The sequence below is a fragment of the Streptomyces sp. NBC_01390 genome, from assembly GCF_045040105.1.
Classification (GTDB): Bacteria; Actinomycetota; Actinomycetes; order Streptomycetales; family Streptomycetaceae; genus Streptomyces.
In genome coordinates this window covers 10,414,166-10,426,288 of record NZ_CP109551.1, presented here as the reverse complement: position 1 = coordinate 10,426,288, position 12,123 = coordinate 10,414,166, and the positions used below count along the sequence as shown (strand labels likewise).

The 12,123-nt window shown below is 68.2% G+C and carries 8 protein-coding genes; 6 read left to right on the top strand and 2 right to left on the bottom strand.

Going from position 1 to position 12,123, the window contains the following annotated elements:
• The 3 genes from OG241_RS46505 to OG241_RS46495 all read left to right on the top strand — a co-directional run bounded on the left by OG241_RS46505 (position 1) and on the right by OG241_RS46495 (position 4,460).
• Positions 1-1,728: an ABC transporter ATP-binding protein gene (locus OG241_RS46505; protein WP_405824744.1), complete on the top strand. Its 1,728-nt coding sequence runs from the start codon at positions 1-3 to the stop codon at positions 1,726-1,728.
• Entirely contained in the window at positions 1,725-3,653 is a 1,929-nt protein-coding gene (locus tag OG241_RS46500) for an ABC transporter ATP-binding protein (protein WP_405824743.1), read from the top strand. The genes OG241_RS46505 and OG241_RS46500 overlap by 4 nt, the downstream gene beginning before the upstream one ends.
• Positions 3,654-3,950: 297 nt before the next feature.
• On the top strand, positions 3,951-4,460 hold the full coding sequence (locus OG241_RS46495; RefSeq protein WP_405824741.1) for an ATP-binding protein: 510 nt from the start codon (positions 3,951-3,953) through the stop codon (positions 4,458-4,460).
• Between the two features lie 319 nt (positions 4,461-4,779).
• Here the strand turns inward: OG241_RS46495 and OG241_RS46490 are convergent, their stop codons facing one another.
• The gene (locus OG241_RS46490; protein ID WP_405826815.1) at positions 4,780-6,681 is read right to left on the bottom strand and encodes an ABC transporter ATP-binding protein; all 1,902 of its coding nucleotides are present in this window, start codon (positions 6,679-6,681) and stop codon (positions 4,780-4,782) included.
• 151 nt (positions 6,682-6,832) lie between these two features.
• Between OG241_RS46490 and OG241_RS46485 the strand changes: the two genes are divergently transcribed.
• From OG241_RS46485 to OG241_RS46475, 3 genes are all read left to right on the top strand, one after another.
• Positions 6,833-7,795 carry a YbhN family protein gene (locus tag OG241_RS46485; RefSeq protein ID WP_405824739.1) on the top strand — a complete coding sequence of 321 codons (963 nt, stop codon included), beginning with the start codon at positions 6,833-6,835 and terminating at the stop codon, positions 7,793-7,795.
• Positions 7,796-7,877: 82 nt separating this feature from the next.
• Positions 7,878-9,077 carry a GTP-binding protein gene (locus OG241_RS46480; RefSeq protein WP_405824737.1) on the top strand — a complete coding sequence of 400 codons (1,200 nt, stop codon included), beginning with the start codon at positions 7,878-7,880 and terminating at the stop codon, positions 9,075-9,077.
• Between the two features lie 209 nt (positions 9,078-9,286).
• Positions 9,287-10,411 carry a mechanosensitive ion channel family protein gene (locus tag OG241_RS46475; protein ID WP_405824735.1) on the top strand — a complete coding sequence of 375 codons (1,125 nt, stop codon included), beginning with the start codon at positions 9,287-9,289 and terminating at the stop codon, positions 10,409-10,411.
• 37 nt (positions 10,412-10,448) lie between these two features.
• Here the strand turns inward: OG241_RS46475 and OG241_RS46470 are convergent, their stop codons facing one another.
• The gene (locus tag OG241_RS46470; protein ID WP_405824733.1) at positions 10,449-12,014 is read right to left on the bottom strand and encodes a M1 family metallopeptidase; all 1,566 of its coding nucleotides are present in this window, start codon (positions 12,012-12,014) and stop codon (positions 10,449-10,451) included.
• Positions 12,015-12,123 lie beyond the last annotated feature (109 nt).

The following is a 12,123-nucleotide window of genomic DNA, read 5'->3' as shown; positions in this document are numbered from 1 at the left end:
ATGCGGCTGGTCCTTGCTCAGTTCGCCAAGCACCGACGGTGGTTCACCGGCCTGATCGTCTTCCAGTTGGTCAGCGTCATCGCCACCCTGTATCTGCCGACGATCAATGCGGATCTGATCGACAACGGCCTACTGCGCACGGACGTCGGGCACATCTGGACGGCCGGCGGGTGGATGGCGGTCGTCAGTGTCGTCCAGTTGCTGGCAGCGGCGATCTCGTCCTATGCCGGAACGCGCGCGGCCACAAACGCTGCGCACGACCTGCGGTCAGACGTCTACGACAAGATCGCGACTTTCTCCAGCCGGGAACATCAGGACTTCGGCACGCCGACGCTGATCACTCGCAGCACCGACGACGTGCAGCAGGTACAAGCGTTTCTGCTCACCCTCGGCACAGTGGCGGCCGCCGCACCGATCACGATGCTCGGCGGGGCCTATATGGCGTTGCGTGCGGATGCCGGCCTGTCCCTTCTCATCGTCGTGGCAGCCGTCGTACTGGGTGTGGCGTTGGCGGTGATCCTTCGCTGGATGACGCGGGTGTCGTGCCGGATGCAGGACCGGCTGGATGCGATCAACCGGGTCCTGCGCGAGCAGTTGATGGGTCTCACGGTGATTCGCGCGTTCACCCGTGAGCGCTTCGAGGCCGAGCGGTTCGGGCAGGTGAACAACGAGCTGGCGGTGGCAACCCGGTCAATGGGGCTGCTGAACGGGACGTTCGTTCCGGCCGTCATGCTGATCACCGATCTGTCGATCTTGGCCGTGGTGTGGTTCGGTGGCCACCGGGTCGAGTCGGGACATCTGCTGATCGGCGGTCTGACGGCCTACGTCACCTACCTGGGCCTGATCCTCGGCGCAGCCATGATGGCCGCCTCGGCGGTGATGATGTTGCCAAGAGTGATGGTCGCGGCGGAACGTGTTCAGGCGGTGCTCGACTCCACCCCTGTGCTACGGCCATCGGGCGTACCCGCCAGGCCGGTCCCGATTCGCGGCGAGTTGGAGCTGCGCGGCGTCGCGCTGCGGTACCCGGGCGCCGATGCTGACGTCCTGTCCGGCATCGACCTACGGGTTGAGCCCGGCGGCACGGTGGCGATCGTCGGATCGATGGGTGCCGGCAAGACCACCCTGCTGTCGATCGTCGCGAGACTTCAGGACGCGACCTCCGGATCCGTCCGGCTGGACGGCGTTGATCTGCGCACCATCGATCTCACTGTGCTGCGCGGTCAGCTCGCGATCGTTCCGCAGCGTTCGCTGCTTTTCAGAGGTACGGTCGCAAGCAATCTGCGGCTCGCCAGGCCGGACGCCACTGACGCCGAACTCTGGGAGGCGCTGGAGGTCGCGCAGGCTCGCGAGTTCGTCGCCGCGATGGACGACGGACTCGAGTCACCGATCGTCCAGGGTGGAACGAATGTCTCCGGCGGCCAGCGGCAACGGTTGTGCATCGCCCGCGCACTCGTTGCCGCCCCGCGGGTCCTCCTCCTCGACGATCCGGTCTCGGCGCTCGATCCCGAAACATCCGCACGGCTACTGGCAGCGCTGCGCACAGCCACGGCCGACGCGACAGTCCTGCTGGTGTCGCAGCGGACCGCCGGTATCCACAGTGCCGAACGGATCGTGGTGCTCCACGAGGGCAGCATCGTCGGCGACGGGACACATCAGTCACTGATGGACAGCTGTCAGACGTACGAGGAGCTCGTGGCTTCGCAGGACGCGATCGGGGCATCGATATGAGCCGCCAGGAGCGTGGTCGGCTCGAAGACGGCGCGAGCTTCGCCGCAACGTCGCGCCGGATGGCAGGCCTGTTCCGGCAAGTCCGGATGTCGGTGATCGGTTCGCTCGCTCTGGCTGTGTTCGGCGTACTGGCCTACCTGGTCGGCCCGCGGATCTGGGGCCGTGCGATCGATGCGGTGCTGGCCGGCACCCTGGGCGCCGGTTTGCCAACAGGACAGACCAAAGAGGCTGCCGCGCAGGCGCTGCGCGACAGCGGCCGAAACAGCTTCGCGGACATTGTCGAGAAGCTGAACGTCACGCCCGGGTCCGGCATCGACTTCGGTTATGTAGGACATCTACTGCTGATAGCCGCCGGCCTGTACTGCCTCGGCACCCTGGCGGGATTCGGCCAGCAGTACATCCAGAACAGCGCGATCGCTCGCATCATGCAAACTCTGCGCAACGACGTTGAGGCGAAGCTCAATCGGCTTCCGGTCCGCTACCTCAACGGCTCTTCACGCGGCGAGCTGCTGTCACGGATGACCAACGACATCGACAACATCGCGACCTCGCTCAGCCAGACGCTGACCCAGTTGCTCTTCGGTCTGCTCACGGTCGTCGGCGCACTGGCCATGATGCTGAGCATCTCACCCCTGCTGACACTGCTTGCGTTGATCTCGATACCGCTGACCTTCGCTATTGGGGCCGTGATGGCGAAGCGAAGCCAACGGCTGTTCGGCGACCAGTGGCGACTGACCGGAGAACTCAACGCACATATCGAGGAGTCCTACTCCGGCCACGAACTCGTCACCGTGTTTGACCGCGGAGGCGCGTTCCGCGAGACGTTCGCGAACAGGAACGCCGAGGTGAAGAAGGCGAGCCATCTCGCGCAGTTCGTGTCCGGCCTGATCGCCCCACTGGTGCTGTTCATCGGAAACCTGAGTTACGTCCTGCTCTGCGTCGTCGGTGCCTTCAGCGTGATCAGCGGGCAGCTGACCCTGGGCGGAGTCGTCGCGTTCGTCCAGTACTCGAGACAGTACTCACAGCCACTCGGAATGCTCGCCTCGATGTCCAACCTGTTCCAGTCGGGTATCGCGTCGGCTGCCCGCGTGTTCGCCCTTCTCGACGAGCCGGAGGAGGACCCTGGCAGCCAGGGACGGCTGCCGGTCGTTCGGCCGCGCCGGATCACGTTCGAGCAGGTGTCGTTCGGCTACGACCGCGAGCTGACCATCAAGGACCTCGACCTGGTCATCGAGCCGGGGCGGACCGCGGCGATCGTCGGCACGTCGGGCGCCGGGAAGACGACCCTGATGAACCTGCTGATGCGGTTCTACGACGTTGGCAGTGGACGCATCCTCGTCGACGGCACGGACATCACCTCGGTGTCACGGGACGCGTTGCGCTCCGAGATCGGGCTCGTTCCTCAAGAGCCGTGGCTGTTCGGCGGGACCATTCGCGACAACATCGCCTACGGGCGGCCGGATGCCACGCCTGAGGAGGTCGAGCAGGCCGCTCATGCCTGTGGTGTCAGCCGCGTCGTGAACGCTCTTCCACAGGGCTACGACACGGAGGTCGACAGTGGGAACGGACGCCTGAGCGAGGGCGAGCGACAGCTGATCTGCATCGCGCGCGCGTTCATCGCCGACCCAGCCGTGCTGATCCTCGACGAGGCCACCAGTGCGGTTGACGCCCGCACCGAGCTCCTCCTGCAACGGGCGACCTCGCGGCTGCGTCATGGCCGCACATGCCTGGTGATCGCTCATCGGCTCTCCACCATCCGCGACGCCGACGTCATCGTCGTACTGCAGGACGGTCGGATCGCGGAGAAGGGAACGCACACGCAGCTACTGCGAGCCGGCGGTGCGTATCACCGGCTCAGTCAGTACCAGTTTCACGAGCCGAGCACCTTGCCGGCGCTGGCACCCGACCAGCATTCGTCGCGATGAGGAGTTCGAGGGGAGACTCGACCTGCCGATGACGCCGCACCGGGCGCGCCTTGTCAATTTCGGGGGAGACAAAGCGATCGCGTCGCGGGGCCTTGGGCGGCCAAGTCTCCTGAGCCATCCAGCGGGTTCCCTGTGACAGCCATACCCAGAGACCCCCGGCCCGCCGATCTTACGAATGACCAGCTCAGACCCACATCAGTCGACAGGATGTACTGGAACGAACGAGGGCCTTGAGCTGGCCGTGGTTGTCTTGCTCATCACCTTGGACATCAGGAGCGTCTCCGGCACATCAGCCGTTTGAGGATCCGCCCGTGTCCCTCGTCCACGGCGGTCATCGCACAAGCGCAGGCCCTGGGCGAGGACCAGCCGTGGACACGGGCGTCCTTCATCGACGAGATCGTCGCCCTGCAGCGACAGCGAGAGTTGGAGGCCACCGGTCCTGTTCAGGTGTTCGACCGTTCACCCGTCTGCACCCACGCCCTCGCCACCTACCTGGGGTGGCCGGTGTCTCCAACGCTGGCCGCGGAACTCGAACGGATCACCTCGGAAGGGGTCTACGAGCGGCAAGTGTTCTTCGTCCGCAATCTAGGGTTCTGCGAGCCGACAGCGGCTCGGCGGATCAGTTTCCAGGAATCCCTGGCTTTCGAAAGGATCCACGAAGACAGCTACCGCGCGTTCGGCTACGAGCTCGTCGCCATCCCTGCGAGCGACCTGGCTTCATCGCGTCGCCATGGTGAGCTCAATGATCGCGCCCCTGCCGAAGGAACCCACAGGATGAGTCGCATCACAGCGACTCTCTCGGAATGACAGGGTCTGCCGCACGATCGGGTGACAATCTGTCACCCGCATCAGCCCCCCGGCCAGCGGCCGTGGTGGCCTGCGCTGACCACATCCATCACGGCGAGCCAGCCGTAGCCTGATCCGACCCCGTCGAATTGTCCGACCAGGAACCCTGCCCGTATCGATGCCCGGGCTACATACCCGCCCCAACCTGTGAGAGCAGCTTGGAAGAGGCTCACAGATCGTGACGACACCGGGAGGTATCGGCATCCAAGAGCATTGCTCTCCGCCGGCACGGCCTGCGGAAACCGCGGTATGTCCGCAGGCCGCTCCCTTCCCCAGTTCCCTAGGCAGTTACCTGGGCGGCCTCCGCCACCTCCGCCGGCTCCCCGTGCCGCTGCGTGAACTGTGTCCGGTACAGCTCGGCGTATCGCCCGTCCAGGGCGAGCAGTTCGTCGTGGGTGCCGCGTTCCAGGATCTGGCCGGCCTCGATCACGAGGATCAGGTCGGCCGTGCGGATCGTGGAGAGGCGGTGGGCGATCACCACGGCCGTGCGGTCGGCCAGGGCCTCCGTCAGGGCCTCCTGGACGGCCGCCTCCGAGGTGTTGTCGAGGTGGGCCGTCGCCTCGTCGAGGATGACGACGCGCTGGCGGGCCAGCAGCAGCCGGGCGATGGTCATGCGCTGGCGTTCGCCGCCGGAGAGGCGGTAGCCGCGTTCGCCGACCACCGTGTCCAGGCCGTCGGGCAGTTCGCGGACCAGTTCGTCGAGGCGGGCCCGGGTCAACGCCTCCCACAGTTCGTCGTCCGTGGCCGTGGGGCGGGCCAGCAGCAGGTTGGCTCGCACGGTGTCGTGGAAGAGGTGGCCGTCCTGGGTGACCATGCCGAGGGTGGCCTGCAGTGACGCGGCGCTCAGGTCTCGGACGTCGACCCCGCCGATGCGTACGGCGCCCTCGTCGGTGTCGTACAGGCGCGGCAGGAGTTGTGCGATGGTCGACTTGCCGGCACCGGAGGAACCGACCAGGGCGATCGTCTGACCGGGTTCGGCGCGGAAGCTCACGCCGTGCAGGACCTCCGTACCGCCCCTGGTGTCCAGGGCGGCGACCTCCTCAAGGGAGGCGAGGGAGACGCGGTCGGCGGCGGGGTAGGCGAAGCGGACGTTGTCGAACTCGACCGCGACCGGGCCCTCGGGGGCCTCACGGGCGTCCGGCTTCTCCTCGATGAGGGGCTTCAGGTCGAGCACCTCGAAGACGCGCTCGAAGCTCACGAGGGCGCTCATCACCTCGACGCGCGCCCCTGCGAGTGACGTGAGCGGCGCGTACATGCGGGTCAGGAGGAGGGCGAGCGCGACGACCGCGCCCGGTTCCAGGCTGCCGCGCAGCGCGTACCAGCCGCCGAGCCCGTACACCAGGGCGAGCGCGAGGGCGGAGACCAGGGTGAGGGCGGTGATGAAGACCGACTGCGCGAGGGCCGTCCGTACGCCGATGTCCCGTACCCGGCGGGCGCGGGCCGCGAACTGGGCGGACTCCTCGTCGGGCCGTCCGAAGAGCTTGACGAGGGTGGCGCCCGGGGCCGAGAAGCGCTCGGTCATCCGGGTGCCCATCGACGCGTTCAGGTCGGCGGCCTCGCGCTGGAGCTTGGCCATGCGGCTGCCCATCCGGCGAGCGGGGATGACGAACACCGGCAGCAGGACCAGGGCGAGCAGGGTGATCTGCCAGGACAGGGTGAGCATCACGACGAGCGTGAGCACCAGGGTGACCAGGTTGCTCACCACACCGGACAGGGTGTTGCTGAACGCGCGCTGCGCGCCGATGACATCGTTGTTGAGCCGGGACACCAGTGCTCCCGTGCGGGTGCGGGTGAAGAACGCGACCGGCATGCGCTGCACATGATCGAACACAGCCGTCCGCAGATCGAGGATCAGCCCTTCCCCGAGCGTCGACGAGAGCCAGCGGCCGAGAATCCCGAGGACCGCCTCGGCGACCGCGATGACCGCGATCAGCAGCGCAAGCCGGACGACCGTGCTCTCGTCGCCGCCCGACACGATCGTGTCGACAACGCGGCCGGCGAGGACGGGGGTCGCGACGGCGAGCAGTGCGGTCAGCACGCTCAGGACGACGAAGCGGATGATGCGGCGGCGGTGCGGGCGTGTGAACTCCGCGATGCGGCGCAGGGTCGCGGGGTCGAAGGGGCGCCGGTCCTGCTGGGAATTCATGACGCTGTGCAACTGCATCCAGGCTGTGGTCTCCATACTCATGCAGTGACCGTACGACCTCAAGCAACCTTGAGGTCAAGGTCGGCCTCCGGGGTGGCGAAGGTCCGCGTGCCGTTGCCCGGCGCTTCGGCCGGTGGCCGTGCGTCCGCAACCCGGTGTTGGTGCGGCACGGAGAACCTCTCCGGTTGTGACAGCCGTTCTCTCTCCCCCGGCCCGGCGCCGACGCTTTCCGGTACGGCAGGTCCTCTGCCTGCTCCCGCTCCTCCTTGTCTCCGTGGTCGCGGTGCGCCACCGGCAGGTGCTCGCCGAGGGCTTCGGCCAGCTGGCGTCGGCCAAGTGGCCCTGGCTGCTGGCAGCGGCCGGAGCGACATGTCTGACCTGGGTGGCCGCCGCCGTCAGCCGGCAGGGGGCCGTCCTGGAGCGGCTGCCCAGACTGCGACTGCTCGCCACCCAGTTCGCAGCGGGCTCGGCCAACCATCTGCTGCCGACGGGGCTCGGCGCGGGGGCGGTCAATCTGCGGTTCATGACGGTGTGCGGTCTGCCACTGGCCCGTTCCTCGGCGGCGCTCGCCCTGTACATGCTCGCGGAGATCGTCGGCCGACTGGGCCTGCTGGCCGCGCTGCTGATCGCGTTCCCCCACGCCCTGCGGCTCGGAACTCTCGTTCCCGGCACGGCGCTCGGCCCGCTGCTCATCGGCGTGTGCGTGGTGCTGTCGGTGGCGGCGGGCGCGCTGATATCCGTACGGCGGCTGCGCACTGCCGTTGCCTCCTTTCTGCGCACGGCGCTCGGCGAGGCCCGTTCCGTGCACATGCGGCCGTCCCGGGCACTGGCGCTGTGGGGCGGCTCGCTGGCGTTTCCGGCGTTGCAGGCCGCCGGACTGGCCGCGGTGGGGACGGCGCTGGGGCTGCCGGTGCCGGCCTGGCACATGGCGCTCGCGTACCTCGCCGCGACGGTCGCGGTCGCACTGATCCCCACGCCCGGCGGTATCGGCTCCGTCGAGGCGGCGCTGATCGTGGCCCTGGTCGCGGTGGGCGGGCCGGTGGCCGTCGCCACGGCGGTAGTGCTCGCGTTCCGGATCATCACCGTCTGGGTGCCGCTGCTGCCGGGGGCGCTGACTCTGGGGGCACTGGTGCGGCTGAAGGTGATCTGACGGCCACCTCGGCGGCGGCCCCAGCGGCAACCCCGGGAAGCCGTTTGTGAAAATGGTTTCCAATAAGCTAGCGTATGCGGGCATGCCCACCACTTCCAGTGACCCCCGCCTGCCCGTGACCGTGCTCTCCGGATTCCTCGGCGCCGGAAAGACGACGCTGCTCAACCATGTTCTCGGCAACCGTCAGGGCCTGCGGGTCGCGGTCATCGTGAACGACATGAGCGAGATCAACATCGACGCGGCCCTAGTCCGGGACGGCGGCACCCTCTCCCGTACGGAGGAGCGGCTGGTCGAGATGACCAACGGCTGCATCTGCTGCACCCTGCGGGACGATCTCCTGGAGGAGGTCGAGAAGCTGGCCCGCGCGGGCCGTTTCGACTACCTGCTCATCGAATCGTCCGGGATCTCGGAGCCCATGCCGGTGGCCGCCACCTTCGCCTTCGCGCGGGACGACGGTGCGAGTCTGCTCGACATCTCGCGCCTGGACACCATGGTCACGGTCGTGGACGCGGTGAACTTCCTGCCGGAGCTGGACCGCGGCGACGACCTACTGGAGCGCGGGATCACTCCGGTCGAGGGCGACGAACGCACGGTGAGCGATCTCCTCATCGACCAGATCGAGTTCGCCGACGTCATCCTCCTCAACAAGACCGACCTGGTCTCCGAGGAGGCGGCCGATCGCCTGGAGGCGACCCTGCGGCGCCTCAACCCGGCCGCCCACGTCCACCGCACCGTCCGCGGCACGATCGACCCCGCCGAACTCCTCGGCACGGGACTGTTCGACCTGGAGAAGGCGGAGCAGGCGCCGGGCTGGGTGGCCGAGTTGAACGGCGACCATGTGCCGGAGACGGAGGAGTACGGCATCTCCTCGCTCGTGCTGCGCGACCCGCGCCCCTTCCATCCGGGCCGCCTCTGGGACCTGGTCACTGGCCCGCTCGGCGCGGGCGACTACGGCCAGGTGCTGCGCTCCAAAGGCTTCTTCACCCTTGCCTCCCGCCCCGGCACCACGGGCCTGTGGTCCCAGGCCGGTTCGGTGGCCCGCTTCGAGCCGATCGCGACGGGTGACACCCAGGGTGGCGAATCCCCCGTACAGGGGCAGGAGTTGGTGTTCATCGGCACCGATCTGCGTCGCCAGACGCTGCGACTCGCTCTGTCACGCTGCCTGTTGACGGAGGAGGAACTGGCCGCGGGCGCAGCGGACTTGGCGCACATGGCGGACGAGGACCCCTTCCCCGCATGGGAGGTGCACCCGGCGGACGTCTGCGATGCGCTCCCCGCCTGAGCTGCTCAATGGCGGGTTTGCCACTGCTCGGTGACGATCGGTCGGCCGGATGCGGCAGGATGAGCGGTCGCCGGACGTCGTACAGACGTCCGGGGACTGATCGCACATTCAGAACTTTTCGCACATTCGAACAGGTGGCAAGTGACGAGACTTCACATCCGGCCGTCGGTGGCGCGGGGCGCCGCGGAACCACTCCTCGGAGGTGAGCGGTGAAGCGAGAACTCACCGTGGACGATCTGGTCGTCGCGGGCATCGCCCTCGCCGTGGGCCTGCTGGCGGCCTTCCTGCTGCGCATGCTGCTGCGCTGGCTGGGCAGGCACGCGGACCGCACCCGCTGGAGCGGGGACGACGTCATCGTGGACGCGCTGCGCACGGTGGTGCCGTGGTCGGCGTTCACCGGGGGCGCGGCGGCGGCAGCGGCCGCGCTGCCCCTGACGAAGACCGTCGGGCACAACGTCAACCAGACTTTGACCGTGCTGCTGATCGCCGTCACCACGCTGACGACCGCGAGAGTGGTCAGCACGCTGGTGCGCACGGTCACCCAGTCCCGGTCGGCGGTGGCCGGCTCGGCGACGATCTTCGTCAACATCATCAGGGTCGTCATCCTCGCCCTGGGCTTCCTGGTCGTGCTGCAGACGCTGGGCGTGTCCATAGCGCCGATGCTCACCGCCCTGGGAGTCGGCGGTCTGGCCGTCGCGCTCGCCCTCCAGGACACCCTGGCGAACCTCTTCGCGGGCATCCACATCCTGGCCTCGAAGACCGTCCAGCCCGGTGACTACATCAAGCTGAGCAGCGGCGAGGAGGGATACGTCGTCGACATCAACTGGCGCCAGACGACGATCCGCCAGCTCTCCAACAACCTGGTCATCATCCCGAACGGGCAGCTCGCCGGGACCAACATGACCAACTTCAACCGCCCCGAGCAGATGCTGACGATCCTGGTCCAGGTCGGCGTCGCCTACGACAGCGACCTGGAGCAGGTCGAGCGGGTCACCTGCGAGGTCGTGACCGAGGTGATGACGGAGATCACCGGCGCCGTCCCGGAGCACGAGCCGCTGGTGCGCTTCCACACCTTCGGCGACTCGCGGATCGGCTTCACGGTGATCCTGGGGGTCGGCGAGTTCAGCGACCAGTTCCGGATCAAGCACGAGTTCATCAAGCGACTGCACCGGCGTTACCGGGCGGAGGGCATCAGCATCCCGGCGCCCGCGCGGACGGTCGCCCTGCAGCAGGGCGCGGTGGTCATTCCGCAGCAGCGGAACGGCCACGACGAACCCGACCTCGGGCTCGGCCTGGAGCAGGGCGGAGCGACGTCCGCCCTGTTCGACCGATGAGACGGACGTCTCAGCTGTCAGTCCCGGAGTCCAGGGATCAGAGGGTCGCGGAGTTGTCGTGATGACCGGCCGTACGGTTCTTCGGCGCGAGCAGTGACGTGGACACCGGGGTGACCGTCCAGTCCGGGTGACCGGGCATCCGTGGTGTCGTCGTGCCGTACAGCCAGTCCCGCAGGAAGCCGGAGAGGTCCTGGCCGGCGATCTCGGAGGCGACCGAGATGTAGTTCTCGGTCGTCGCCGAGGCGTTGCGGTAGCGGTCGAGGAAGGTGCGCTCGATCGCGGTGAAGGTGGTGTCGCCGACGAACTCGCGCAGCGCGTAGAGGACGAGGACGCCGCCCAGGTAGCGCTGACTGTCGAAGAGGTTGGCCTCGTTGGGGGCCGCGACCGGCCCGGAGGTGCGGCGCCACTGGTCGCCGCGCGCGTACGTGTTCTTCATCCGCGCTTCCATGGTGGTCAGGCCGAGGGAGTCGGTCCAGCCGCGCTCGTAGCGGTAGAGCAGTCCGTAGAAGTCGGCGTGGCCCTCGTTGAGCCAGAGGTCGGCCCAGGTGCCGGGGCTGACGCTGTTGCCGAAGTAGGAGTGGACCAGCTCGTGCATCATGTGCGAGCCGATGAACTTCTCCTCCTGGAGGAGGTAGTTCGGCTTGTAGAGCGTGAGGGTCTGCGTCTCCAGGCCGGTGAAGTCGAAGGCAGCCGGGTCGTCCGAGTTGCACGGCAGCAGGCCGTACGTCTCGAACGGGTAGGCACCGAGCCGCTGTTCGAGCCATGCCACCAGGCCGGGGGTGAGCGCCAGCGCCGGTTCGAGGGCCGCGGCGCGCGCGACCGGGACGACGTCCCGCAGCGCCAGCCCGTGCGGGCCCTGCCGGTCCTTAACCACGTAGTCACCGACGGTGATCTGCACGAGCTCGGTCGCGATCGGCGAGCCCGAGCGGTAGGTGTACGCGGTCCGGTCGCCCGCCAGGCTCTCCGTGCTCACGAGGGCACCGCTGGCGACTCCGCGCAGGCCGTTCGGAACAGTGATCCGGCATGTGAAGTCGGCCTTGTCGACCGGGTGGTCGTTGCACGGGAAGACGGTGTGCGCCGAGTTGGGCTGCGGGCACACGGCGAAGCCGTCGGGGGTGGGGACCCAGGCGGTGTGGGTCAGGGCGCGGCGCGGGTCGGCGCCGTACTCGACACAGACCGTCGTCCAGGTCTGCGCCGGCAGCGTCCGGGCCGGCGTGATCCGCAGTTTCTCGTCGACCTGCTCGTACGTGGCCGCACGGCCGGCGACGCGGACGGCGCGGATGTCCAGGCCGAAGGCGTCGAGGGAGAGGCGGGTGAGTGCCTGGGTGGTGCGGATGCGCAGGGTCGCCTCGCCCTCGACCAGCTTGGTCGTGGCGTCGTAGGCGAGGTCGAGGTGGTAGGCGGCGACGCGGTAGCCGTCGTTCCCCAGACCCGGGAAGACGGGGTCACCGAGGGTCTCGGGACCCGGGGCGGCGGTGTCGTCCCCCGAAGCCGCCCTGGCTGTTCCCCCGGACGCGGCGTGGGCCGAGGAGGCCAGGGTGGTGGCCGCGGCCGTACCGAGCAGGGCTGCCGCGGGGGCCGTCAGTCTGGTGCGATATCTCATGGGTCGCTTTCGCTCTGGCAGCCGGCTGGTCAGGTCCGGCTGTCGATCAGGTGTGCGGGTCTGCCCCCTAGACCACAAGATCGGCGAAGTCGGTTGCCTCACCGTCCGA

What these genes read in the sequence shown, in the direction of transcription:
- OG241_RS46505 (WP_405824744.1), top strand. Translation starts at nt 1, where the DNA reads ATGCGGCTGGTCCTTGCTCAGTTCGCCAAGCACCGACGGTGGTTCACC.
- OG241_RS46500 (WP_405824743.1), top strand. Translation starts at nt 1,725, where the DNA reads ATGAGCCGCCAGGAGCGTGGTCGGCTCGAAGACGGCGCGAGCTTCGCC.
- OG241_RS46490 (WP_405826815.1), bottom strand. Translation starts at nt 6,681, where the DNA reads ATGGAGACCACAGCCTGGATGCAGTTGCACAGCGTCATGAATTCCCAG.
- OG241_RS46480 (WP_405824737.1), top strand. Translation starts at nt 7,878, where the DNA reads ATGCCCACCACTTCCAGTGACCCCCGCCTGCCCGTGACCGTGCTCTCC.
- OG241_RS46470 (WP_405824733.1), bottom strand. Translation starts at nt 12,014, where the DNA reads ATGAGATATCGCACCAGACTGACGGCCCCCGCGGCAGCCCTGCTCGGT.